Below are 24,963 nucleotides of genomic sequence, written 5' to 3' on the forward strand. Positions count from 1 at the left end.
GATGGCCTCCTCCGAGCGACGCGCAGCACTCACCGACCTGGCCCGTGCGGGCTTTTCCGACCTCGAGACATCCTCCGACGCCCTCGACGAGCTGAGCTCCCTCACGGGTGTGGATCGTGACGAACTCGTCGAGGGTGCCCGGCGCGCGGCCGACCCCGACGGGGCGGTGCAGTCCTGCGTACGGATCGGTCGGCGCGATGCCGCCGCCCTGCGCACCGCCATGGACGACGCGGGCGCGGTGCTGTGGTCGCTGCTCGGTGCCTCGTCGGGGTTCGCGGACTTCTTCCTCCGCCACCCTGAGGAGCTCACCCACCTCGTCGGGGCCGGTCGCATGCTCCCCTCGCCGCAGGCGATGCGCGAGGGGCTGCTCGAGGCGATCGGAGCGGATGCCGACGGTTTCGCGGCGGCATCCGATGAATCCGCGTGGGTCGCCCTGCGCGTCCGCTACCGGCGGCTCGTCGCCCTCATCGCGGCGTACGATCTCGCCGCGACCGACGCGACCGACGTCCTGCCCGAGGTGGCGGCCGCTCTCGCCGACGCCGCCGGTGCCGCCCTCGACGCCTCGCTGTGCGCGGCGCGGACGCGTGCGGCGCTCGCGATGTTCCCGCGCGAGCAGGTCGCGGCGACGCGGCTGGCCGTCATCGGGATGGGCAAGACCGGGGCCCGCGAGCTGAACTACGTGAGCGACGTCGACGTGATCTTCGTCGCCGGGGTCGCCGACGGCGCCGACCTGGCGGAGGGGCGCGCGATCGACATCGCGACCCGTCTCGCCACCCTCACGATGCGCGGCATCTCGGACGTCGAGATCGAACCGCCGCTGTGGGAGGTCGACCCCAACCTGCGCCCGGAGGGCAAGCAGGGTGCGCTCGTGCGGACCCTCGACTCGCACCTGTCCTATTACGCCCGGTGGGCGAAGAGCTGGGAGTTCCAGGCCCTGCTCAAGGCGCGCCCGCTCGCGGGCGACCTGACGCTGGGGGAGGAATACTGCGCAGCCGTGCAGCCGCAGGTGTGGACGAGCAGCGCGCGCGAGAACTTCGTCGACAGCGTCCAGCGGATGCGCGAACGCGTGACGGATCACATCCCCGCCGACGAGGTCGCGCGGCAGTTGAAGCTCGGGCCGGGCGGCATCCGCGACATCGAGTTCACAGTGCAGCTGCTGCAACTGGTCCACGGTCTCGCCGACGAGGGGATCCGGCAGCAGAGCACGCTCGGGGCCCTCGTCGCGCTCGTCGGGGAGGGGTACATCGGACGGACGGATGCCGCGGCCTTCGGCCAGCATTACCGCACCCTCCGGGTCATGGAGCACCGACTGCAGCTGCGCCGCCTGCAGCGCACGCACCTCATGCCGACCACGGACGACGAGCTGCGCGTCCTGGCGCGGGCCACGGGCCTCGCCGCCGACGCGGCGGGCATCGGTGCGGTCTGGGAGCGGATCAAGCAGCAGGTGCGCGAGATCCACATCCGTCTGTTCTACCGGCCGCTGCTGTCGGCTGTGGCGGCCCTCCCGGCCGAGGAGCAGGGGGCGCTGTCGTCCACGCAGGCGCACGATCGTCTCGCGGCCATCGGCTTCCGCGATCCCGCCGGCACGCTCCGCCACATCGGCGCACTGACGAGCGGACTCAGCCGCAAGGCCACCATCCAACGGCACCTCATGCCGGTGATGATCCGGTGGTTCGCCGACGGCGTCGACCCCGACTACGGGATGATCTCGTTCCGCCGCATCAGCGAACGCCTCGGCGACACGCCGTGGTTCCTCCGCATGCTCCGGGACTCGTCGGGTGCGGCCGAACGGCTCACCCACGTGCTCTCCGGCTCCCGCTATGCCGCCGACCTCATGGAGTGGATCCCCGAGGCGGTCGCGTGGCTGGACTCGTCCGAACAGCTGCGCCCGAGGTCCGGCTTCGCCCTGCAGCAGGAGGCTCGCGCCATCCAGACCCGTCACGAGTCGATCGGCGACGCGATGCGGTCGGTCCGTGCGCTGCGACGCCGGGAACTGCTGCGTCTCGCCCTCGGCGGCCTGCTCGGCGAGTTGACGATGGCCGAGCTCGCCGACGGTCTCACGTCCATCAGCGAGGTGACGATCCAGGCGACGCTGCGGGCCGTCTGGCGGGAGGTCGTGCCCCCCGAGGACGATTCGCTCGATTTCGCGGTGATCGCGATGGGGCGCTTCGGCGGCGGCGAGCTGGGCTTCGGATCGGATGCCGACGTCATGTTCGTCTACGACCCCAACGGTGTGCCGCCTCAGCGCGCCCACGATCTCGCGCTGAAGATCGTGCAGGGTCTGCGCACGCATTCCGAGGACCATCGCGCGCCGTTCGACCTCGACGCGGGGCTGCGGCCGGAGGGCAGGAACGGGCCCATGGCGCGCTCGATCGACGCCTACGCCGAGTACTACCGGCGCTGGTCCCTGTCGTGGGAGGCTCAGGCCCTGCTGCGGGCGAGGGGCGTCGCCGGCAGCGTCAAGCTGATCGCGCGGTTCATGGCGTTGGCGGACGAGGTCCGTTATCCGCTCGATCCCGACCCGCAGGGCCTGCGCGAGATCAAACGAATCAAGGCGCGCGTCGAGAACGAGCGGCTGCCGCAGGGGGCCGACCGGTCGCGTCATCTGAAGCTCGGCCCCGGCGGCCTCAGCGACGTTGAGTGGCTCGTGCAGCTGCTGCAGTTGCAGCACGCCGCGCAGGTCGAGGGTCTTCGGACGACGTCCACGATACAGGCACTCGCGGCAGCGCAGGGCGCCGGATTGATCCCGGATGCCGCAGCCGAGCGCCTGGCCGCGGCATGGTGGCTTGCGAGCCGGCTTCGATCGGCGAACACCCTGCTGTCCGGACAGACGAGCGACGTGCTGCCGAGCGACCGTGGCAAACTCGACGGGATCGGCCGCCTCCTGGAGTATGAACCGCGCTCGGCCACGCAGGTGGAGGAGGATTGGCTGCGGACCGCGCGGCGAGCCCGCCGCGCCTTCGAGAATCTCTTCTACGGCTGAGCGCCGACCCACCGAAAGGCTTCCCCCATGTCCGTTGGACTACTGGCCGTCGTCGACGACATCCTGAGCGCCGCCCTGAAGGCGTCGTCCAAGACCGCGGGTGTCGTCATCGACGACGCCGCGGTGACCCCGCAGTACGTGCAGGGTGTGACCCCGGCCCGCGAACTGCCGATCGTCGGCAAGATCGCCCTCGGCTCGTTGATCAACAAGTTCCTGATCATCATCCCGATCGCCCTCGTGCTGACCGCTTTCGCGCCGTGGGTGCTGCCCTACCTCCTGATCCTGGGCGGCGCCTTCCTCTGCTTCGAGGGTGCGGAGAAGGTCCTCGAGTGGTTCGGGTTCCACCTCCACGCGGAGGAGGAGGCGGAGCGCGACGAGAAGAAGCTCGTGCTGGGCGCCGTCCGCACCGACCTCATCCTTTCGAGCGAGATCATGCTCATCTCGCTGGACAGCCTGGAGGAAGGGCTCGGGATCTGGCAGACCCTCGCCATCCTGGCTGTCATCGGATTCATGATGACGCTGCTCGTCTACGGGGCCGTCGCCCTGCTCGTGAAGATCGACGACATCGGTCTGCGGATGGCGAAGAGCCCGGTCAGGCGCGTCCGCCACAACGGCGCCCGCATCGTGCGGTCCATGCCCGCGGTGTTCCGCGGGATCAGCATCCTGGGGACGGTGGCGATGCTGTGGGTCGGTGGACACCTCGTCCTCGAGAACGTGGGCAAGGTCGGGTGGCACTGGACGACCGACCTCCTGCACGGCGTCGAGCACCTGCTCGAGGCTGCCGGTCCGGCCGTGGTCTGGGTCGGCGAGACGCTGGTCTCCGCGATCGCCGGCCTTCTCCTCGGCCTCGCGATCGTCGGGGTGATCATGCTCGTCGGCCGGCTCCGCGGAGGCCACAAGGAGCACCGCGGCAGTTCGTCCGCCTCCGTTCACTGACCTGTCAAGGGGTCCGGCGGCTGCCGTGCGGGGCCGTACCGTCCAGTCATGACCAACGATCAGAACTCCGCTCCGGTCGAGCCCACCGAGGCCACCGACACCGCCCACTCGCAGGACGACCAGATCGATCACGACACCGCGTACAGCCCCGGCAGCGAGACCGAGACGCAGGAGAAGCAGGACGAGCACGTCTCCGATGAGGTCGCCGGCGACATCGACGAGGATCAGGTGCAGGTCGCCCCGGGAACCGGCGGACCCGACGACGTCGGCGAGGTCGAGGTCGACCCCAAGGACATCAACCTCCCCGGCTTCTGACCGCCGCAGGATACGAGAAGAGCCCGCCGGCGTGATGCCGGCGGGCTCTTCTGGATCGTGGGATCAGACCCCGAAGTACAGCTCGTACTCGAAGGGGTGCGGGCGCTGGGCCAGCGGCTGGATCTCGTTCTCGATCTTGTACTCGATCCACGTCTCGATGAGCTCGGGCGTGAAGACGTTGCCCCGGGTCAGGAACTCGTGGTCCGCGCGCAGCGCCTCGAGCGAGTCGAGCAGCGAGTTCGGCACCTGCGGGATGCCCTTGGCCTCCTCCGGCGGGAGCTCGTAGAGGTCCTTGTCGACGGGCTCGTGCGGCTCGATGCGGTTGATGATGCCGTCGATGCCGGCCATCAGCTGCGCGGCGAACGCGAGGTACGGGTTGCCCGAGGCATCCGGCGCGCGGAACTCGATGCGCTTGGCCTTGGGGTTGGAACCGGTGATCGGGATGCGGATGGCGGCCGAGCGGTTGCCTGCCGAGTACACCAGGTTGACCGGCGCCTCGAAGCCCTTCACCAGGCGGTGGTAGCTGTTGAGGGTCGGGTTCGTGAAGGCCAGGACCGCCGGGGCGTGGGCCAGGATGCCGCCGATGTACCAGCGGGCGATGTCCGAGAGCCCGCCGTAGCCCTTCTCGTCGTAGAAGAGCGGCTCGCCACCGTTCCATAGCGACTGGTGGGTGTGCATGCCGGAACCGTTGTCACCGAACAGCGGCTTGGGCATGAAGGTCGCGACCTTGCCCCACTCCTCGGCGGTGTTTTTGACGATGTACTTGAACTTCAGGATGTCGTCCGCCGCGTGGACCATCGTGTCGAAGCGGTAGTTGATCTCCGCCTGGCCGCCGGTGCCCACCTCGTGGTGCGCGCGCTCGAGCTTGAGGCCCGCCTCGATGAGCTTGAGCGAGATGTCGTCGCGCAGGTCGGCCTGCTTGTCGACGGGGGAGACGGGGAAGTAGCCGCCCTTGTACGGGGTCTTGTTGGCGAGGTTGCCGCCCTCTTCGACGCGACCGGTGTTCCAGGCGCCTTCCTCGGAGTCGACGAAGTAGAAGCTCTGGTTCTGCTTCACGTCGTAGCGGACGTCGTCGAAGATGTAGAACTCGGCCTCGGGGGCGAAGAACGCGGTGTCGGCGATGCCGGTCGACGCGAGGAACTTCTCGGCCTTCTTGGCGACCTGACGCGGGTCCTTGGCGTAGATCTCGCCGGTGCGCGGGTTGTAGATGTCGAAGACCATGATCAGCGTCTTCGCCTCGCGGAACGGGTCCAGGTAGGCGGTGGTGACATCCGGGATCAGCTGCATGTCCGACTCGTGGATGCTCGCGAAGCCGCGGATCGAGGAGCCGTCGAAGAGCTGGCCGACCGTGAAGAACTCCTCGTCAACGGTCGAGGCCGGGATGTTGAAGTGCTGCTGCACACCAGGGAGGTCCGTGAAACGGATGTCGAGGAACTTGACGTCCTCGTCCTTGATGAACGCGAGCACCTCGGAAGAATCTTTGAACATGGAGTCTCCAAGATCGGGTGCGATGTCGTCGCCTGTCGGATCAGGCGCCCCTCGAACCTATCGGGACGCAGTTGCCCGGCAGTGTCCCCGATGTTTCGGGGATGTTACGTGCCCCGGATTACGCTGAGACGGTGTCATCGACCCTGCCCGACTACCCCGGCGAACGGCTCGGACGTCCCGCCACCGGCCGCGGCAGCATCGGCCGGCCCGGCCGGCGCATCGGCGCCCTGTTCATCGACTATGCGGCGGCGACGGTCCTGGCGACGGCGTTCTTCGGATACGACCAGTTCGCCCTGCCTGAGAAGGCCGGCTGGACGTTGTTCGCGCCGATGATCGTGTTCGCCGCCCTGCAGATCCTGTTCATCCCCACGATCGGCGGGAGTCCGGGTCACCGGATCCTCGGGATGCGGGTGGAGCTGGCGCGCGGCGGGTGGCCCGGCCTCTGGCGTCCCATCGTCCGCACGGCACTGCTCGTGGTCGTGCTGCCCGCGGTGATCTGGGACGCCGACCAGCGTGGCCTCCACGACAAAGTGGTCGGAACCGTCCTCGTCCGCGGCTGACGCGGCCGCTTACCGGGGTCGCGGAGCGCGGGCGCGCGTCGGGTCGATGCCCTTGGGGATCGGCAGCGACGTCACCGACTGCGAGACCGAGTCGATGCGCTTGACGACGGCCGCGAGGGTGGCGCGATCGACGGTCTTGGGCAGCGCCTTGATGGTCTTGGCGAGCTTGGAGATGTGGACGTCGCCCTCGCCGTCGCCGACGTAGAGGACCTCGATGTTGATGCCCGAGGCGACCCGCGCGACCTTCTTGCGCTCGTCGTTCACGAGGCGCGTCAGTCGCCCGCGCGCACCCTCTCCGATGATGACGACCCCGCCGCGACCGACGGCCCGGTAGACGGCGTCCTGCGTCCGCGGGTTGACGCCCACGGGCATGTCGGACGTCACCCAGCTGCGACCGAGACCGGTCGAGAGGATGTGGCCGGTGGCACCCGGCATCCCGTCGAGCTTCTTGTACATGACCCGCGTCGACAGGCGCGTCAGCAGGATCATCGCGAAGAGGAAGCCCATGAGCAGGCCGCTGACACCCCAGAGGATGACGCTCCAGATCTCCACCGGCGGCACGAGGAAGCCGAGGCCGACGCCCAGGGCGACACCGAGGAGCAGGGCACCGATCAAGGCCCACGGCAACCACCGGAACTCGCTCCGGGTGAACGTGTACAGCGAGCGGATCTGGGAGAAGAATCCGGGGCGCTTCTCAGGTGCGGTACTGCGGGATGCCATGTGCTCAGCCTACCTTCGCGGCCCGCGGACTTCTTCACACGTCGTCGGGCGCGGGCGGCTGTCCACCGGTCGTCGGGGCGCAGCCGATGATGGTGGGCGCGGGCGGAGGGTGGAGGAATGGAACCCGTCGCTCTGGACATCCCGCCGGCGCTGCGCGAGCTCACCGCGGCCGAGGCCCCGTTCGCCGGGGTACTGCGCGCCGGTGACCCGCCGACCGTGTGGGTGGACGCCGCTGCCTTCGGCGCCTCGCCCGCGTGGGCGGCGCACGGGGCCGAGCACCTCCTCGCCCCGATGGACGCCGCGGGGACGTCGGACGGTCCCCGGGTCGTCCTGCCGCACTGTCCCGTCACGCTCGACGAGGTGCTGACGGACGGCTCCCCTCCGCCGGGTGTCCTCGTCACGCTGGCGGTCAGCGCCCTCCGAGGCGCACGCGAGGCGGACGGACTCGGTGCCGAGGCCGGACGATGGTGGGTCACCACCGAGGGCAGACCCGTCCTCGCGTTGACCGGCACGCTCGCCTGGCGCGAGGACACCGTGGACCTCCTCCGGCGGGTGGATGCCGCAGACCCGGCGCTGCAGCGAGCACTCGACAGCGCCGCAGCGGCGATCGGCGATCCCCGGCTCCTGCGCAGAGAGGGCGAGGCGATCGAAGGCGCGTTGTTCGCCGCGGCGGATCCCGAACCGCTTCCGACGGAACGGCGCGAGGACGGGCACCTGCCCAAGAGACGCGAACGCGCCGTGGCTCCTCCGCACGCGAGTGGGAGCGTCGCCGGCACCGTGCGGGACCTGCTCGCGCGCTTGGTGGACGTGGGGGTCGCCGAGCGGGTCGCGCGCGCGTGGGCCGCGGTCGTCCATCGCACCCGTGAGACGCCGCGCGCGGGTGATCGGCAGGCAGACCGGCCCACGGGGGGACGGCGCCGTGTTCTCCTCGTCGCGGCAGCCGTGGCCACGGCGGTCATCGTCGGGGGCGCCCTGTGGCCGTCAGGGGAGGGGGAGCCCCCGGCAGCGGCGGCCGGCGGGTCCGCTGATCCGACGCGCGCGGCGGCGCCGTCGGCATCCGCCTCTCCGGTGCGCGACGAGGATCCTGCGACGGAGGACGCCGCCCGGTCCGATGAGGGGCCGGCGGAGATCGTCGACGCGGCTCGCGGCCTGGTGGACGCGCTGGCTGCCTGTGGTGACGACGCGTGTCTCGAAAAGCTCTGGGAGGAGCCCGGATCGGCCCGACCGATCGACGCCGCGGGTGGGGACTACGCGGTGGAGGTGGTCGACGAGTACGGCGGTGCCGCGGCCGTCCGGATCGTGACGGCCGAGGTGACCCAGGTGCTCGTCATGGTGCGGGTGGAAAAGCGATGGCTGGTCCGCGAGGTGTACGACCTCGCGGACCAGCCATGATCCCGCTGGGGGTGTCAGACGCCGAGCTGACCCTCGAACTGCGCCGCCTCGAGGCGAGCCTTCACCGCGCTGAGGAAGCGCGCGGCGTCGGCACCGTCGATGACGCGGTGGTCGTAGGACAGCGCCAGGTAGACGTAGGAGCGGACGCTGATCGCATCCTTCCCGTCGACCGAGACGACTCCGGGACGCTTCACGACGACGCCCGTGCCCAGGATGGCCGACTGCGGCAGGAACACCACGGGGGTGTCGAACAGCGCGCCACGCGAACCGGTGTTGGTGAGCGTGAACGTGCCGCCGGCCAGCTCGTCGGGCTTCAGCTTGTTGTTGCGCGTCCGGTCGGCGAGGTCGGCGATCTCGTGCGCGATCTGTGCGATGTTCTTGTCGCCCGCGTCACGCAGGACGGGCGTCAGCAGACCCCGCTCGGTGTCGACCGCGATCGAGAGGTTCTCGCTCGCGGGGTAGACGATCTGGTCGCCGTCGACGGTCGCGTTGATGATCGGGAATGCCTTGAGGGCTTCGGCGGCCGCCAGCGCGAAGAACGGCAGGAACGACAGCTTGTCGCCGGTCTTCTCGAGGAACGAGTTCTTCACCGAGTCGCGGTAGTTCGCGAGCTTCGTGACGTCGACCTCGACGACCGTCGTCAGCTGAGCGGTCTGCTGCATCGACTCGACGGCACGGCTGGCGAGCACCTTGCGCAGACGCGACATCGCCTGGGTGGTGCCGCGCAGCGGCGAGACCTCGACGGCGGCGGGCGCCGGCGCGGCGGCAGCGGCCGGTGCGGACTCGGCCTTGGGGGCCTCGGCGGCCTTGAGGACGTCCTCCTTGCGGATGCGTCCACCGACGCCGCTGCCACGCACGTTCGACAGGTCGACGCCGTGCTGCTGGGCGAGCTTGCGCACGAGAGGAGTCACGTAGGTGACGCCCTCGTCGTCCGACGCCGATTCGGCCGACGCCGGTGCGGCCGGAGCGGGCTGCTCGGCCTTGGGCTGCTCAGCCTTCGGCTCCTCAGCCTTCGGCTCCTCGGCCTTGGGCTGCTCGGCGGCGGGCGCCTCGCTCTGAGGCGCCGGGGCCTCGGGGGCCTTCTCCTCGGCGGGTGCCGCGGGGGCCGATTCAGCGGGTGCCGCGGCGGCGCCGGATCCGACGCGGGCCAGGACGGCGCCGACCTCGACGGTCTCGTCCTCCTGGACCAGGATCTCGGTCAGCGTACCGGCGATGGGCGAGGGGATCTCGGTGTCGACCTTGTCGGTCGAGATCTCGAGGAGGGGCTCGTCGACCGCGACGTCGTCGCCGACCTGCTTGAGCCAGCGGGTGACGGTGCCCTCGGTGACGCTCTCACCGAGCTCGGGGAGGACGACGTCCTTCGCGTCGCCGGATGCCGCCGGTGCCGGTGCGGACTCGGCGGGAGTCTCCTGCGGGGCGGGCTCGGCGGGTGCGGACTGCTCGGGTGCGGACTGCTCGGGTGCGGACTGCTCGGGCGCGGACTCGGCCGGAGCGGACTCGGTGGGCGCGGACTCGGCCGGCGCGGACGAGCCGTCACCGATCTTCGCGAGCACGGCGCCGATCTCGACGGTCTCGTCCTCCTGCACGAGGATCTCCTCGATGACGCCGCTGACGGGCGAGGGGATCTCGGTGTCGACCTTGTCGGTCGAGATCTCCAGGAGTCCTTCATCGGCCTGGACGGAATCACCGACCTTCTTGAGCCAGCGGGTGACCGTTCCCTCGGTGACGCTCTCACCGAGCGCGGGGAGGACCACGGATGTGCTCATGACTGTGTCTCCTTCAAGAAAGTGCGATGTGCTGTCTAGCTTAGTGTCGCCCGTGCGACGGGGTCAGACGGTATGGAGGGGCTTGCCCGCGAGAGCGAGGAACGCCTCGCCGAGGGCTTCGCTCTGGGTCGGATGCGCGTGGACGAACGGTGCGATGTCCTCGGGGTGGGCTTCCCATCCGATCGCGAGCTGCCCCTCGGTGATGAGCTCGCCGACGCGGTCGCCGACGAGGTGCACGCCCACGACGGGGCCGTCCACGATGCGGACGACCTTGGCGAAGCCCGCGGTCCCGAGGATCTCGCTCTTCGCGTTGCCGGCGAGGTTGAACTCATAGGCCGCGACGCGATCCCCGTGCGCGGCGCGCGCCTGCTCCTCGGTGAGGCCGACCGAGGCGACCTCCGGGTGGGAGTACGACACGCGCGGGATGGTCGATTCGGGGACGGCGACCGGCGCGAGACCGGCGATCCGCTCCGCCACGAAGATGCCCTGCTGGAAGCTGCGGTGCGCGAGCTGGAGCCCGGGGACGATGTCGCCCACGGCCCACACGTGGGGGACCGAGGTCTGCAGGTCGTCGCCCACGACGACGAACCCCCGGTCGCGGGTGACACCCGCCTCGTCCAGGCCCAGGCCGTCGGTGACGGGACCCCGTCCGACCGCCACGAGGACGTAGTCCGCCTCGACGACGGCTCCGTCCGAGAGTGTGACGGCCACGCCGTCCTCGCGCTGCGAGACGCCCTCGCAGCGGGTCGAGAGGGCGGTCCGGATGCCGCGCTTGCGGTAGGCGCGTTCGAGGGCCTTGCTCGACGCGGCATCCTCTGCCGGGAGCAGTCGGTCGAGGGCCTCGACGATGAGGACGTCGACGCCGAGCGAACGCCACGCGCTCGCGAACTCGACCCCGATGACCCCGCCGCCCAGGACGACCACCGAGCCGGGGACGGTGTCGAGCGTCAGCGCGCTCTCGCTCGTGAGCACCCGTCCGCCGACCTCGATCCCCGGGAGCGACCTCGTCTGCGAGCCCGTCGCGAGGATGACATCCGCACCCGCGTACTCGTCCTCGCCGACGATCACGGACCGGTCCGCGCTCAGCCGGCCCTCGCCGGCGACTACGGTGATGCCGCGCGTGGACAGCAGGCTCTGCAGGCCGCGGTACTTCTTGGCGACGATGCCTTCGCGGTAAGCGGTCATCCGCGCCGGATCGAACCCCGTCAGCGAGGCGTCGACGCCGACCGCGGCGGCTTCCCGCACGTGGTCAGCGATCTCCGCGGTGTGGAGGAGCGCTTTGGTCGGCACGCAGCCGCGGTGCAGGCAGGTTCCCCCGACCTTGTCCTTCTCGATGAGGGCGACCTTCTTGCCCAGCTCGCTCGCGCGGATCGCGGCGGCGTACCCGCCGCTGCCGCCGCCGAGGACGACGACGTCGAACTCGTGGCGGCTCATCGGATCTCCGCTTCGAGGAAGGCGAGCAGCGAACGGACCGTCGCCGCCGTGGGTCCCTTGTCGGTCGGGCCGAAGGGCGAGGCCTTGTTCTCGCCGCTGCCCGCGATGTCGAGGTGCACCCACGGGATGCGGGGGGCTTCGGCATCCTCTCCCGTGCGTCCGACGAAGCGGCGCAGGAAGAGCCCGGCGAACATCGTGCCGCCCGCCGGGTCGCCGACCTTGGCGTTGCGGAGGTCCGCGATGGGGGAGTCGAGTTCGTCCTCCATGTGGTCGGGGAGCGGCAGCTGCCATGCGGCCTCACCGGCGGATGCGGCCGCCTCGAGGTAGCGCGCCACGGTCTCGTCGTCGCCCATGACCCCCGTGTGGCGGTTGCCGAGCGCGACGATGACGGCACCCGTGAGCGTCGCGACGTCGACGATGACATCGGGTCGCGTCCGGCTCGCCGCGACGAGTCCGTCGGCGAGGACGAGGCGGCCCTCGGCATCCGTGTTGAGGACCTCGACACTCGTCCCGTCGAGCATCCGTAGGACGTCGCCGGGGCGGGTCGCGCGCCCGGAGGGCATGTTGTCGGCGATGCACAGCCACGCGGTCACCGCGATCGCCAGTTCGCGTTGCGCGGCGGCGCGCACCACGGCGAGCGCGGTCGCCGCGCCCGCCATGTCGAACTTCATCCCGACCATGGATGCCGGTGGCTTCAGCGACAGCCCGCCGGTGTCGAACGTGATCCCCTTGCCCACCAGGGCGATGTGGCGGTCGGCGCCCGCGGGGGAGTAGGTCAGGCGGACGAGACGCGGCGGACGGTCGGACCCCTTCCCGACGCCCAGGATGCCGCCGTAGCCCTGCGCCGCGAGCTCGGTCTCGTCGAGCACCTCGACGTCGACGGGGAGCCCCGCGACGGCCTCGATGGCGCGCTCGGCGAGATCGGCGGGTCCGAGCCATTCCGCGGGCACGTTGACGAGGTCCTTGACGAGGGCGACGGCGGACCCGGTGACGTCGACCGCGCGCAGCTCCTCCGGGTCGACGTCGGCCGACAGGTGCAGGACGACGTGGGAGGCGCGGGTCTTCCCGGACTCGGAGGACTTGTACCCCTCGAAGCGGTATCCGCCGAGGACCGCCCCTTCGGCTGCGGCGCGCCAGTGCGCTTCGGCGTGCGGGAGGGCGACGGCGAGCCGGGCGAATCCCGTCGTCGTGCGCACGGCGGCACCGACGGCATCCCGGATCGCATCGGCCGAGGGCGCTGAGCCGGTCCCCACGACGAAGAGGGGGAGCGCGGTGGAGGCGGGGGCGAAGACCCGGGTCGTGGTCCCGGGGGTGCCGCTGAATCCGATGCCGCGGAGGACCTCCTCGACACCCGGCCAGTCCGCGAGGACCGACGCCGCGTCGTCGAGCGGCGGGAGGGCGAGGATGATCGCGTCGGCACCGCCGTCGCGTGCAGGTGAAGTGGACACGGTCAGCTCGGGGTACGGCATGGACTCCATCCTATGGACGGGGGCGTTCGCTCAGAGCGGGACGGGTGGCGCGCCGCCTGCTTCGGGCGTGCTCCTACAGTGGAGACATGCCCCTGTCTGGTCCCCTCTACGAGCGCATCACGACGGCGCCGCCCGTGCCCGCGGGCCTTCCGCTGGTCGTCGCGTTGACCGGCTTCACGGATGCCGGTTCCGCGGTCACCCGCGTCGTCGACCACCTGCACACCGAGCTCGACCCGCAACCGGTCATCACCTTCAACCCGGACGTGCTGTTCGATTACCGCGCCCGCCGGCCCCTCATCACCTTCAACGGCGACCACCTCGAGGACTACCAGCCTCCCCGTCTCGACCTCGCGCTGGTCCACGACTCGCTGGGTCAGCCCTTCGTCCTGCTGTCCGGCTACGAGCCCGACTTCGCCTGGGAGGCCTTCGTCGACACCGTCGTCGGACTCGCCGAGGGGCTGCAGGTCCGGTCGGTCACGTGGGTGCACGCGATCCCGATGCCGGTGCCCCACACGCGGCCGCTGGGGACGACGGTCAGCGGCAACCGCGCCGACCTCACCGAGGCGCACTCCGTGTGGAAGCCCCGCACCCAGGTCCCCTCGACCGCCGGGCACCTCCTCGAGTACCGGCTCTCGGATGCCGGTGTCTCGGTGTCCGGGTTCGCCCTGCTGGTGCCGCACTACCTCGCGGAGACGGACTTCCCCGCGGCGGCGATCGCCGCACTCGACAGCGTCTCCGTCGCGACCGGTCTCGTCTTCGACAGCGACACCCTCCGTGAGGAGAACCGGGAGTACCTCGAGAAGGTGGACGACCAGGTCGCGGCCAGTAAGGAACTGACCGCCATGCTCGGCAACCTCGAGAACCGTTACGACGCCTACATGGCGGGCTCGACGCAGGCCCAGCCGATCATCCACACCGGCGATCTGCCGTCCGCCGACGAGCTGGCCGCCGAGCTCGAGCGGTTCCTCGCGAACCGTCCCTCCGGCGACGACGACCGGCGCCCCGGGCTCGGCTGAGTCGCACTCCACGCCGCCGTGACAGCATTCCGCCGGGGAATGCGCACAAGGTATTCGGTGTTGACACGGGTACGTACTTCATGCATCCGAGACGTATGAGAGAATGGACGAAATGACCCGTTGTCGGGCCCGTGGAGTCGCTTCCGTGCGAGTCCGGCGGACTTGACAAGGGTCTTACTAGTGTCCGAAACCCGGCGGAGTGCCGTCGGTGAAAGGCGAAACGTGACTTCGAGCACGAGGACCACCCGTACACGCGCGGCCGACACGGTCGACGACGCCGAAGCGGTCGAGCCCGAGGCGGCGACCACCCCGGCGAAGAAGGCCCCGGCTCGCAAGGCCGCGGCGAAGAAGCCGGCCGCGACGAAGGCGTCCCCGGCCAAGGCACGCGCCAAGAAGGCAGCCGACGACGAGGACGAGGACGAAGAAGTCGACGAGGTCGAGATCGATGTCGACGCTGCCGACGATGCCTCGGACGACGACACGAAGAAGGATGCCGAGAAGGCGGACGGCGAGGACGAGGACGAGCCCGTGAAGCCTGCCTTCACCGAGCCGCTCCCGACGGGCGCGATCGTCATCTCGTCCTCGGACGACGACGAGGTCCCGGTCTACTCGACGCAGATCACCGGTGCGACCGCCGACCCGGTCAAGGACTACCTGAAGCAGATCGGAAAGGTCCCGCTCCTCAACGCGGCCGAAGAGGTCGAGCTCGCGATGCGGATCGAGGCGGGGCTGTTCGCCGAGGAGAAGCTCTCGCACATGACGGCGGCCGAGAAGTCGTCGCAGCTGGGCCTCGACCTGCAGTGGGTCGCCCGTGACGGGCAGCGCGCCAAGAGCCACCTGCTCGGCGCGAACCTGCGACTGGTCGTCTCGCTCGCCAAGCGCTACACCGGTCGCGGCATGCAGTTCCTGGACCTCATCCAGGAGGGCAACCTCGGCCTCATCCGTGCCGTCGAGAAGTTCGATTACACCAAGGGCTTCAAGTTCTCGACCTACGCCACCTGGTGGATCCGTCAGGCGATCACCCGCGCGATGGCCGACCAGGCGCGCACGATCCGCATCCCGGTCCACATGGTCGAGGTCATCAACAAGCTGGCCCGCGTGCAGCGGCAGATGCTCCAGGACCTGGGTCGCGAGCCCACGCCCGAGGAGCTCAGCCGCGAGCTCGACATGACGCCCGAGAAGGTCATCGAGGTCCAGAAGTACGGCCGCGAGCCCATCTCGCTTCACACGCCCCTCGGTGAGGACGGCGACAGCGAGTTCGGCGACCTCATCGAGGACACCGAGGCCGTGGTCCCCGCCGACGCTGTCGGGTTCACGATGCTGCAGCGTCAGCTGGAGTCCCTGCTCGACTCGCTCAGCGAGCGCGAGGCGGGTGTCATCCGGATGCGGTTCGGCCTGGGCGACGGTCAGCCCAAGACGCTCGACCAGATCGGCGACACGTTCGGCGTCACGCGGGAGCGGATCCGTCAGATCGAGTCCAAGACGATGGCGAAGCTGCGGCACCCGTCGCGGTCGCAGTCGCTCCGGGACTACCTCGAATGAGCGGCGCCGCGAACGAGGGCAAGGAGCTCACGCGAGCGGTCGACGGCGCGACGTACGCCCGGATCCCGATCCGGACGCACGTCGTCATGCCGGGCGAGGACATCGACGAGATCGTCGCGACCTACGCCTCGCCCGAGCTGCAGCCCGGTGATCTGCTGTTCGTGACGGAGAAGATCGTCGCGATCACGCAGGGCAGGTCGTACCTCGTCGAGGACATCGCGCCGCGCCCGCTCGCGCGTTTCCTCTCGCGCTACGTCGTCAAGACGAAGTACGGCATCGGCCTGGGCATGCCCGAGACGATGGAGATGGCGCTGCGCGAATGCGGGACGCCCCGCATCCTGTTCGCCGCCGGCGTCGCCGCGATCACGAAGCTGTTCGGACGACGCGGTGACTTCTACCGGATCGCCGGCGACAAGGCGCGCTCGATCGACGGCCCGACTCCGCACACGATCCCGCCGTACAACAAGGCGGTCGTGCTCGGTCCGAAGGAGCCGGCTGCCGTGGCCGCGCGCCTGAAGTCCCGTCTCGGCGGCGCGTTCGAGGTGGCGGTCGTCGACATCAACGACATCGGCGGCAACATCCTCGGGTCGACGCTCGACAGGGCCGGGGAGCAGCGGCTCGTCCGCATCCTCTCGGACAACCCGCTCGGTCAGGGACACCAGTCCACGCCGCTCGGCATCATCCGTCCGTCGAAGGGCTGACCGTGGGCGCCGTCAACAGGCTCTACCGCCGTGCCCGCTTCTTCGTGCGCCGGGTGGTCAACTTCGACACCGAGCGTGTGCTGCAGTTCGCCCGTCAGTCCGCGCGGCTGTCGAAGGCGCCGCTGTGGTGGGTCGTCGCCGACATGGCCTGGTGCTCCGTGCGGTACGAGACGACGTTCGAGAACTACTCCGAGTGGGACTTCCGCATCCTCAAGGGTCGTGAGCGCAAGACGTACATGACCGACCCCAAGTCGTTCCACCTCTCGCGACGCCTCAACGACAACGCCCAGCGGGCGATCTTCGACGACAAGCTCCAGTTCGCCACCCGTTTCGGGCCCGAGTTGGGTCGTGAGTGGCTCGACCTCGGGGAGTCGGATGCCGCGGCCTTCGCCGCCTTCGTCGCCCGCCACCCGCGCATCATCGCCAAGAACCCCGGCGGCGTGGGCGGCAACGGGATCACGCTGGTCGACTCCGCCGACATCGGGGACGTCGACGCCTTCCGCGATCGGCTGCTCGCCGACGGTCAGACGCTCGTCGAGGAGGTGCTCGTGCAGCATCCCGACATGGCGGCGCTGTACCCCGGGAGCGTCAACTCGCTCCGGATGGTGTCCTACCTCGATCCCGACGGCGAGGTGCACGTCCTCGCGGGTGTGCTGAAGATCGGCAACGGCGGCGTCATCGACAACTTCAGCAACGGCGGCATGTACACGATGCTCGACGAGCAGGGTCGTGCCCTCCACGCCGCCAGCGACGAGGAGGGGCGCCCCTTCGCCGAGCACCCCGCGACGGGAACACCCATCACCGGGTTCCAGGTGCCGCTCTACGACGAGGTGCTCGAGCTCGTCGACCGGCTCGCGCGTCGCGTGCCGGCCTTCCCGTACATCGGGTGGGACATCGCCATCACGCCGGACGGCCCCGTCGTCATCGAGGGCAACCACAACTCCGGCGTCTTCCAGTCGAAGCCCTCGGTCTCCGGCATCCGTCGCGGCCTGCTGCCCCGCTACCGCGCTGCGATGCGCTTCTGACCGACCCCAACCGAAGGGACCGACATGCGCCGCATCCGCGTCCGCCTGCAGTACCTGATCCGTCGCGCACGCAAGCTCCGCCCGGGCAACCTCGTCGAGTTCGCGCGGACCGTCCAGCGGGTGTCGAAGGCGCCGCTGCCGGTGATCATCGCGGACATGCTGTGGTGCTCGGTGCGCTACGACATGGCGTTCCGCGACTACGCGGTGTGGGACATCCGGCTCCTGAACGCGCGTGAGCGGAAGACGTGGATGACGCATCCGAAGTCCTTCCGCATCACGAAGATGTACAACACGCCCGAGGGGCGATCGAAGCTCGAGGACAAGCGCCGGTTCGCCCGCGAGTACGCCGATCTGCTCGGTCGCGAGACGATCGATCTGCGGGACGTCGATGACGCGCAGCTGGCGGCGTTCCTCTCCCGGCACCCGCGTGTGCTGGCCAAGCCCAACGAGGGTCACGGCGGCGGGGGGATCGAGCTCCACGAGGTCGGCCCCGACGTCGACCCCGCGCGGTTCCGGGCCGAGGTGACCGCCCAGGGCCAGACGGTGCTCGACGAGTTCATCGTGCAGCACCCCGAGATGTCGGCGCTGTATCCGGACGCGGTCAACACCGTCCGGCTCATCACGTTCCTCGACAAAGACGACCGCGTGCACCTGCTGGCGGCCGTGCTGCGCATCGGCAACGGCGACGTCATCGACAACTTCGCCTCGGGCGGGATGTTCACGATGCTCGACGACGAGGGCGTCGCGCTGTACCCCGGTGTCGACAAGAACAGCAACGTCTACCGCGAGCACCCCGTGACGGGAACGCCGATCGTCGGATTCCGGGTGCCGCTCTACAGCGAGGTCCTCGATCTGGTCGCCGCCCTCGCCCGTCGGACGCCCGAGGCGCCCTACGTGGGCTGGGACATCGCGATCACCGCGAACGGTCCCGTCGTCATCGAGGGCAACCACAACTCCAGCGTCTTCCAGCCGAAGCCGTCGGCGTCGGGTGTGCGGACGGGCCTCCTCCCGGTGTACCAGGCGGCCGTCGGCTTCTGACCGGCAACGCGAAAGCCCCCTGCATCGCAGGGGGCTTTCGTCGTGATCGGGATGCCGCGGCTCAGACCGACTCGGTCAGGCGGGCGGTCTCGTCGTGCCACGAGGTGGCGACGGCGCGGAGCTTCTCCTCGTACTTGCGGCCGTGGTGGGCGCAGAACAGGAGTTCGCTCTCGTTGACCTCGGCGGCGATGTAGGCCTGGGCTCCGCAGGAGTCGCAGCGATCCATCGCCGTCAGGCGGTGTTCGAGGACGGCTCCGGGCTCGGTGGTGGTCGACGTGCTCATGTCAGGTGCCTCCTCGTACTGCTCATGACGGGTGAACTGTCACGCAATACAACCACGCCGATGTTGCGGGTATGCCGCCATTGCATGACATTTCGCTGTGCGCGTACGGTATGCGCTCCCTGTGCGTGTCGACCTCGTGACGGCGTGTGTGTCGGTCGGCGTCGTGTCGGGGGTGCCGCATACGATGGGAGATCGTGACAGCCGAGTATTCCGCCCATCATCTCCAGGTCCTGGAAGGGCTCGAGGCCGTGCGCAAGCGGCCCGGTATGTACATCGGCTCGACCGACTCCCGCGGACTCATGCACTGCCTGTGGGAGATCATCGACAACTCGGTCGACGAAGCCCTCGGCGGACACGGTGACCGCATCGAGATCATCCTGCACGCCGACGGCAGCGTCGAGGTCCGTGACCGGGCGCGCGGCATCCCGGTGGACGTCGAACCGCGCACCGGCCTGACGGGTGTCGAGGTCGTCTTCACCAAGCTGCACGCGGGTGGCAAGTTCGGCGGTGGGTCCTACGCGGCATCCGGTGGGCTCCACGGTGTCGGCGCGTCCGTCGTCAACGCCCTCTCGGAGCGGCTCGACGTCGAGGTCGACCGGGCGGGCAAGACGTACGCCATGTCGTTCCACCGGGGTGAGCCGGGCGTGTTCGAGGGCGACTCGCCGTCATCCGGATTCCGGCCGTTCGAGAAGTCCAGCGAGCTCCGCGTCGTCGGCAAGGCGGCGAAGGGTGTCACGGGTACCCGCATCCGTTACTGGGCGGACCGGCAGATCTTCACGAAGGACGCAGCGTTCGATCTCAGCGAGCTGGAGCAGCGCGCGCGTCAGACCGCGTTCCTCGTCCCCGGTCTCGAGATCGTCATCGTCGACGAGCGGACAGCGGACACCGTCGAGACGAGCTATCGCTTCGACGGAGGCATCTCGGAGTTCGCCGATTTCCTCGCCCCGGATGCGCCGATCACGGACACGTGGCGTCTGACCGGCACCGGCACGTTCACCGAGACGGTGCCCGTCCTGCAGGCCTCCGGAGCCATGGTCCCCACCGAGGTGCAGCGCGAGTGCGAGGTCGACATCGCGCTGCGGTGGGGGACGGGCTACGAGACGGTCACCCGCTCGTTCGTGAACATCATCGCGACGCCGAAGGGCGGTACGCACCAGCAGGGCTTCGAGCAGGGCCTCATGAAGACGCTGCGCGGGCAGATCGAGTCGAATGCCCGCAAGCTCAAGGTCGGTGCGAACGACAAGATCGAGAAGGACGACATCCTCGCGGGACTGTCGGCGGTGCTGACCGTCCGCCTGCCGGAGCCCCAGTTCGAGGGCCAGACGAAGGAGATCCTGGGCACGCCGGCCGTCCGCAACATCGTGACGTCGGTGGTCTCGAAAGAGCTCGCCGCCAAGTTCGCCTCGACGAAGCGGGACGACAAGGCGCAGACCGCCCTGCTGCTCGAGAAGGTCGTCTCCGAGATGAAGGCGCGCATCTCGGCGCGCACGCACAAGGAGACCCAGCGCCGGAAGAACGCGCTCGAGTCGTCCTCGCTGCCGACGAAGCTCGCCGACTGCCGGACGAACGACGTCGCCGAGTCGGAGCTGTTCATCGTCGAGGGTGACTCGGCGCTCGGGACGGCCAAGCACGCCCGTAACAGCGAGTACCAGGCGCTGCTGCCGATCCGCGGCAAGATCCTCAACGTCCAGAAGGCGTCGATCAGCGACATGCTCTCGAACGCCGAGTGCGCCGCGATCATCCAGGTGATCGGTGCCGGTTCGGGCCGCTCCTTCGATCTCGAGGCCGCGCGCTACGGCAAGATCATCCTGATGAGCGACGCCGACGTCGACGGTGCACACATCCGCACGCTGTTGCTCACCCTCTTCTTCCGGTACATGCGGCCCCTCATCGAAGAGGGTCGGGTGTACGCCGCCGTGCCGCCGCTGCACCGCGTCGTCGTCATGAACCCCGGTTCCAAGCCCAACGAGACGATCTACACCTACAGCGAGCAGGAACTCCACACGCTGCTTGCGAAGCTGACGAAGTCGGGCAAGAGGTGGCAGGAGCCGGTGCAGCGCTACAAGGGCCTCGGCGAGATGGACGCGGACCAGCTCGCGACGACGACGATGGACCGCGCGGGACGCACCCTCCGCCGCGTGCGGGTGCAGGACGCCGAAGTCGCCTCCACCGTCTTCGAGTTGCTCATGGGGTCCGAGGTGGCGCCCCGCCGCGACTTCATCGTCACTTCGAGCGAACGGCTGGACCGCGAGCGCATCGACGCCTGAGCCGGCCCCGCCCCGGGGCTAGCCTGTGCTCATGACCTCCCACCGCGTCGTCGCTCCTGTGATCGCCCCCGGCGACAAGCCGAAGGGGCCGGCGTCGTACTTCCCGAGCATCGAGAAGACGTATGGGCAGCCCGTGCAGCACTGGCTCGACATCGCGGCCGACGCGCTCGACACGAGGACGCACATGGCGACGGTGGGGCTCCTCAAGGAGGAGCACGGCCTCGGCCACGGCCACGCGAACGCGATCGTCGCCTACGTCAAGGCGAAGCTGACCGCCTGACTCAGAGGCGCCGCTCGTGGCGACGCGGCTTCAGATGAGCCGGGGCGTCGGATGCCGGCATCCACTCGCACGTGAAGGACCCTCGGTAGCCGAAGAGGTACCCGAAGCGGTCGTTGTCGACGCGAAGGTCGACGTGGAACCGTCCGTCGGTCTCGTCGAACCGCTCGCGGAGAGTCGCGCGGCCGCTGAACAGCATCGGGAAGCGGAAGGCGACCGGCCCCTCGTAGAAGCGCTGTGCGCCGCTGCGCAGGAGGAGTGACCCGTCGGGCTCCGCCGACACGTCGAGGTCGACCGCGAGGTGCTGGTGGGTCCCCAGGTAGTCGACGATCCCGTCGTGCCCTGCCACCATCGTCGCGTCGAACCGGCGCCTCCTGCCGCGGACCCGGTACTCGCGCACGAAGGTGACCGTCTCCCGTCCGTACGGATCGAGGTAGGGGTAGTTGGCGATGGTGAAGGGGACGTCGGCGCCCACGTCGGGGACGAGGATGTTGCGAAGGCGCCCGATCTGCAGGAACGGCACCGTCCACCACGGGCCGCGCGTGATCTGCGTCATGATCCCGCGTCCCACGCAAGCCATGCCGCCCGTCAGCCCGACGTCGAAACGACGCTGGAGCTGCGGGTGCAGGCGATCGAAGTCCGCTCCCATGGCGGTGCGGAAGAGCGAGATCATGTCGGCTCCCGAAGGTCGGCGAGGGTGGCGGGGGCGTCGTCGAGCGCGTGCCGGCCGGCGGGTCGACGACCGCACCGGGCGGCGCGGGGTCGGTCCGCGCGCCACCAGGCCAAGGCGGAGACGAGGCCCCAGCGCTCCGGGGCGACCCCCGTCTCTGCCCAAATGCGCAGCCGGTCGAAGCTCCATGCCGTGACCCAACCGAGAAGCGGACGCACGAGGACGTCGGCGGGGCCCCACCCGGGGTCGTAGTCGTACCCCGTCACGAATCGCACCCGGCCGTCGGGGAGGGGGATGTAGCGCCAGTACCCCCGTCCCCGGCGGATCGGTGAGAGCCGATCGGTGGTCGAGAAACGCAGCGCCGACGTCCGGGTGCCGTCGGGCCGCAGGCGCTCACCCAGGCTGACACCCGTGCCCCGCACCGTGTGGAGCGGCGTCCGGCGTTCGTACGTGAACCGCTGCATCCCGGACGCGTCGGTGCCCGTCGGCTGGATACGCGAGAACCGGACGTCCCAGCGCGGGTGCAGCTCGGGGTCCTGGGTGAGCGCCCAGAGGTGCTCCATCGGCGCGGCGATGTCGATCTCCACATGGATGCCGCGCCGAGCCACGCCGTGCCGCCTCAGGAGACCGCGGTGCCGATGGCGCCGATGACGGCGTCGAGGGCCTGACCGGAGGCGTCGCGTTTCGCACCCGGTTCGGGCAGCTGCCGGACCGAGCCGTCCGCACCCACGGCGCGGGGGCCATCGCCCACCCAGGCGAGGATGAGCGCGTCCTCGCCGCGGAGGAATCGCTGCGCGCGTACGCCGCCGGTCGCACGCCCCTTGGCGGGGAACTCGGTGAACGCGGAGACCTTCGCGGATCCGGCATCCGTCCCCGGCAGGGCCGCGGTGGATCCGGCGACGGTCGCGACGACGGTGTCGTCGGTCGCGGCCACGGCGGTGAAGGCGATCACACGGGCGTCGCCTGCCAGACGGATGCCGGCCATGCCGCCCGCCGAGCGGCCCTGGGGACGCACGGCCGCGGCATCGAACCGCAGCAGCTGAGCATCGGTCGTGACGAAGACGAGTTCGGTCCCGTCCGCCGCGAGCGCCGCCCCGACGACGGTGTCGCCGGGCTTGAGCGCGATGATCTCGACGTCCGGCTTACCGGCCGGGAGCTCGGTCGCCGCGACCCGCTTGACGACGCCCTGCGCCGTGCCCAGCGCAATCGGCGCGTCGCCCGTCAATGGGACGAGGGCGAGCACATGCTCGTTCGCGCCCAGCCCGAGGTACTGCGCGGCGCGCGTGCCGGCCGCCAGCTGTACCGAGTTCGCCGGGACCGAGGGGAGGTCGACGGGGGTGAACCGGACGAGGCGTCCGAGCGTGGTCACCGCGCCCAGGTCACCGCGGGTCGTCGTGTCGACCGCCGACCGGATGGCGTCGTGCTTGGACCGGCGTGCCGGCGGCACGATGCCGCCTCCCGGTGCGTCGGGTACCAACTCTGCGCGCACCATGCGGCCGGTCGCGGAGAGGAAGACGCGGCATGGAGCGTCGGCGATCTGCAGATCGGCGGGGGCAGCGGCGCGGCCGCGCGGGGTGACCGGTCCGCCGTTCATGAGCAGGGTGCGGCGCGGCGTGCCAAAGGCCTCGGCCGCGGCATCCAGCTCCTTCGCGACCTGACGGCGCAGGAGCACGTCGCTGGCCAGCAGCTCCTCCAGTGCGGCGATGTCGGCCTTCAGGGTGTCGCGCTCGCTCTCGAGCTCGACACGCGAGAACTTCGTCAGCCGGCGCAGGCGCAGTTCGAGGATGTACTCGGCCTGCGGCTGCGACAGGTCGAACACGTCCATGAGTCGCGTGCGGGCCTGATCGCTGTCGTCCGAGGTGCGGATCACCTGAATGACCTCGTCGATGTCGAGGATCGCGATGAGGAGGCCCTCGACGAGGTGGAGGCGTTCCTGCTTGCGGGCGAGCCGGTAGCGGCTGCGCCGCGTGACGACCTGGATGCGGTGGTCCAGGTACACCCGCAGGAGGTCCTTCAGCCCGAGCGTCTGCGGCTGACCCGCGACGAGGGCGACGTTGTTGATGCCGAACGAGTCCTCGAGCGGCGTCAGGCGGTACAGCTGCTCGAGCACGGCGTTCGGGTCGAAGCCCGTCTTGATGCCGATCACGAGCCGCAGACCGTTGTTGCGGTCGGTGAGGTCGGTCAGGTCCGAGATGCCGGTGAGCTTCTTCGCGGTGACGGCGTCGCGGATCTTCTCCATCACCCGCTCGGGGCCGACCATGTAGGGGAGCTCGGTGACGACGATGCCGGTGCGACGCGGGCCGAGCGATTCGATCGACGTCTTCGCGCGCGTGCGGAAGGAGCCGCGGCCCGTTTCGTACGCCTCCTTGATGCCGTCGAGTCCCACGATGACGCCGCCGCCGGGGAGGTCGGGACCCGGCACGAACTCCATGAGCTCGTCGAGGGTCGCATCGGGGTGTTCGAGCAGGTGGACGGCCGCCGAGACGACCTCGATGAGGTTGTGCGGCGCCATGTTGGTCGCCATGCCGACGGCGATGCCGGTCGCGCCGTTGACGAGGAGGTTCGGGAAGGCGGCCGACAGCACCTCGGGCTGCTGGAACTGGCCGTCGTAGTTCGGGATGAAGTCGACGACGTCCTCGTCGAGGTTCTCGGTGAGTGCGAGGGCGGATGCCGCGAGTCGGACCTCCGTGTACCGCGCCGCCGCGGGGCCGTCGTCGAGCGAGCCGAAGTTGCCGTGGCCGTCGACGAGCGGGACGCGCAGGGCGAAGTCCTGGGCGAGACGCACGAGCGCGTCGTAGATCGCGGAGTCTCCGTGCGGGTGGAGCTTTCCCATGACGTCGCCGACGACGCGCGCGCTCTTGACGTGCCCGCGGTCGGGGCGCAGCCCCATCTCCGACATCTGGAACAGGATGCGGCGCTGCACCGGCTTCAGGCCGTCCCGCGCGTCGGGCAGGGCGCGCGAGTAGATGACCGAGTAGGCGTACTCCAGGAAGGACCCCTGCATCTCGTCGGCGAGATCGACGTCCTCGATGCGTTCAACGGCGGGAGGGGGAGGGGGAGTGCGCGATGCCATGGCCTCGA

21 protein-coding genes are annotated in these 24,963 nt (G+C 69.8%); 12 read left to right on the forward strand and 9 right to left on the reverse strand.

Features of this window, described 5'->3' with window-relative positions; translation table 11 throughout:
• Position 1: 1 nt before the first annotated feature.
• From AB0P29_RS12740 to AB0P29_RS12750, 3 genes are read left to right on the forward strand one after another with little or no spacing between them, the layout of a single operon-like run.
• Entirely contained in the window at positions 2–2,983 is a 2,982-nt protein-coding gene (locus tag AB0P29_RS12740; RefSeq protein ID WP_363380263.1) for a bifunctional [glutamine synthetase] adenylyltransferase/[glutamine synthetase]-adenylyl-L-tyrosine phosphorylase, read from the forward strand.
• 27 nt (positions 2,984–3,010) lie between these two features.
• Complete coding sequence (locus AB0P29_RS12745) at positions 3,011–3,919, forward strand: DUF808 domain-containing protein (RefSeq protein WP_363380265.1); 909 nt, start codon at positions 3,011–3,013, stop codon at positions 3,917–3,919.
• 48 nt (positions 3,920–3,967) lie between these two features.
• Positions 3,968–4,234 (forward strand): hypothetical protein, encoded by a 267-nt coding sequence (locus AB0P29_RS12750; protein WP_363380268.1) that lies wholly within the window; start codon positions 3,968–3,970, stop codon positions 4,232–4,234.
• Positions 4,235–4,297: 63 nt separating this feature from the next.
• On the opposite strand, the gene glnA is transcribed toward AB0P29_RS12750, so the two are convergent.
• A complete protein-coding gene (gene glnA, locus AB0P29_RS12755) occupies positions 4,298–5,722 on the reverse strand; it encodes a type I glutamate--ammonia ligase (protein WP_363380270.1) in 1,425 nt (474 codons plus the stop codon).
• A gap of 101 nt (positions 5,723–5,823) precedes the next feature.
• Here glnA and AB0P29_RS12760 point away from each other — a divergent pair, with 101 nt between their 5' ends.
• Complete coding sequence (locus AB0P29_RS12760) at positions 5,824–6,282, forward strand: RDD family protein (RefSeq protein ID WP_363380272.1); 459 nt, start codon at positions 5,824–5,826, stop codon at positions 6,280–6,282.
• A gap of 9 nt (positions 6,283–6,291) precedes the next feature.
• On the opposite strand, the gene AB0P29_RS12765 is transcribed toward AB0P29_RS12760, so the two are convergent.
• A complete protein-coding gene (locus AB0P29_RS12765) occupies positions 6,292–7,002 on the reverse strand; it encodes a DUF4191 domain-containing protein (RefSeq protein ID WP_217531720.1) in 711 nt (236 codons plus the stop codon).
• Positions 7,003–7,119: 117 nt separating this feature from the next.
• Here AB0P29_RS12765 and AB0P29_RS12770 point away from each other — a divergent pair, with 117 nt between their 5' ends.
• A complete protein-coding gene (locus AB0P29_RS12770) occupies positions 7,120–8,394 on the forward strand; it encodes a hypothetical protein (RefSeq protein WP_363380275.1) in 1,275 nt (424 codons plus the stop codon).
• Between the two features lie 14 nt (positions 8,395–8,408).
• On the opposite strand, the gene sucB is transcribed toward AB0P29_RS12770, so the two are convergent.
• From sucB to AB0P29_RS12785, 3 genes are all read right to left on the reverse strand, one after another.
• Entirely contained in the window at positions 8,409–10,160 is a 1,752-nt protein-coding gene (sucB, locus tag AB0P29_RS12775) for a 2-oxoglutarate dehydrogenase, E2 component, dihydrolipoamide succinyltransferase (protein ID WP_363380277.1), read from the reverse strand.
• A gap of 63 nt (positions 10,161–10,223) precedes the next feature.
• Positions 10,224–11,594, reverse strand: a complete 1,371-nt coding sequence (gene lpdA, locus AB0P29_RS12780; RefSeq protein ID WP_253034590.1) for a dihydrolipoyl dehydrogenase — start codon at positions 11,592–11,594, stop codon at positions 10,224–10,226.
• The gene (locus AB0P29_RS12785; protein ID WP_253034591.1) at positions 11,591–13,063 is read right to left on the reverse strand and encodes a leucyl aminopeptidase; all 1,473 of its coding nucleotides are present in this window, start codon (positions 13,061–13,063) and stop codon (positions 11,591–11,593) included. Before AB0P29_RS12785 ends, lpdA begins: the two co-directional genes overlap by 4 nt.
• Positions 13,064–13,149: 86 nt before the next feature.
• On the opposite strand from AB0P29_RS12785, the gene AB0P29_RS12790 reads away from it, so the two are divergent.
• From AB0P29_RS12790 to AB0P29_RS12810, 5 genes are all read left to right on the forward strand, one after another.
• Positions 13,150–14,079 carry a PAC2 family protein gene (locus AB0P29_RS12790; RefSeq protein ID WP_363380279.1) on the forward strand — a complete coding sequence of 310 codons (930 nt, stop codon included), beginning with the start codon at positions 13,150–13,152 and terminating at the stop codon, positions 14,077–14,079.
• 222 nt (positions 14,080–14,301) lie between these two features.
• Positions 14,302–15,621: an RNA polymerase sigma factor gene (locus AB0P29_RS12795; protein ID WP_253034592.1), complete on the forward strand. Its 1,320-nt coding sequence runs from the start codon at positions 14,302–14,304 to the stop codon at positions 15,619–15,621.
• Positions 15,618–16,322 carry a coenzyme F420-0:L-glutamate ligase gene (locus AB0P29_RS12800; protein ID WP_253034593.1) on the forward strand — a complete coding sequence of 235 codons (705 nt, stop codon included), beginning with the start codon at positions 15,618–15,620 and terminating at the stop codon, positions 16,320–16,322. Before AB0P29_RS12795 ends, AB0P29_RS12800 begins: the two co-directional genes overlap by 4 nt.
• 2 nt (positions 16,323–16,324) lie before the next feature.
• A complete protein-coding gene (locus tag AB0P29_RS12805) occupies positions 16,325–17,347 on the forward strand; it encodes a sugar-transfer associated ATP-grasp domain-containing protein (RefSeq protein ID WP_363380283.1) in 1,023 nt (340 codons plus the stop codon).
• A 24-nt stretch (positions 17,348–17,371) separates the two neighbouring features.
• Positions 17,372–18,385 carry a sugar-transfer associated ATP-grasp domain-containing protein gene (locus tag AB0P29_RS12810; RefSeq protein WP_217531711.1) on the forward strand — a complete coding sequence of 338 codons (1,014 nt, stop codon included), beginning with the start codon at positions 17,372–17,374 and terminating at the stop codon, positions 18,383–18,385.
• Between the two features lie 61 nt (positions 18,386–18,446).
• Here AB0P29_RS12810 and AB0P29_RS12815 read toward each other — a convergent pair whose 3' ends face one another.
• The gene (locus tag AB0P29_RS12815) at positions 18,447–18,668 is read right to left on the reverse strand and encodes a hypothetical protein (RefSeq protein ID WP_363380286.1); all 222 of its coding nucleotides are present in this window, start codon (positions 18,666–18,668) and stop codon (positions 18,447–18,449) included.
• A 191-nt stretch (positions 18,669–18,859) separates the two neighbouring features.
• Between AB0P29_RS12815 and AB0P29_RS12820 the strand changes: the two genes are divergently transcribed.
• Positions 18,860–20,935 carry a DNA topoisomerase IV subunit B gene (locus AB0P29_RS12820; RefSeq protein WP_253034637.1) on the forward strand — a complete coding sequence of 692 codons (2,076 nt, stop codon included), beginning with the start codon at positions 18,860–18,862 and terminating at the stop codon, positions 20,933–20,935.
• A gap of 31 nt (positions 20,936–20,966) precedes the next feature.
• On the forward strand, positions 20,967–21,215 hold the full coding sequence (locus AB0P29_RS12825; protein ID WP_253034595.1) for a DUF4287 domain-containing protein: 249 nt from the start codon (positions 20,967–20,969) through the stop codon (positions 21,213–21,215).
• Between the two features lies 1 nt (position 21,216).
• Here AB0P29_RS12825 and AB0P29_RS12830 read toward each other — a convergent pair whose 3' ends face one another.
• From AB0P29_RS12830 to AB0P29_RS12840, 3 genes are read right to left on the reverse strand one after another with little or no spacing between them, the layout of a single operon-like run.
• Positions 21,217–21,885 (reverse strand): DUF4166 domain-containing protein, encoded by a 669-nt coding sequence (locus AB0P29_RS12830; RefSeq protein WP_253034596.1) that lies wholly within the window; start codon positions 21,883–21,885, stop codon positions 21,217–21,219.
• Entirely contained in the window at positions 21,882–22,490 is a 609-nt protein-coding gene (locus tag AB0P29_RS12835; protein ID WP_253034597.1) for an SRPBCC family protein, read from the reverse strand. The genes AB0P29_RS12830 and AB0P29_RS12835 overlap by 4 nt, the downstream gene beginning before the upstream one ends.
• A gap of 11 nt (positions 22,491–22,501) precedes the next feature.
• Positions 22,502–24,955 (reverse strand): DNA topoisomerase IV subunit A, encoded by a 2,454-nt coding sequence (locus AB0P29_RS12840; RefSeq protein WP_363380289.1) that lies wholly within the window; start codon positions 24,953–24,955, stop codon positions 22,502–22,504.
• Between the last annotated feature and the right edge of the window lie 8 nt (positions 24,956–24,963).

This window comes from Microbacterium sp. NPDC080220 (assembly GCF_040686395.1).
GTDB classification, from domain to species: Bacteria; Actinomycetota; Actinomycetes; order Actinomycetales; family Microbacteriaceae; genus Microbacterium; species Microbacterium gawkjiense.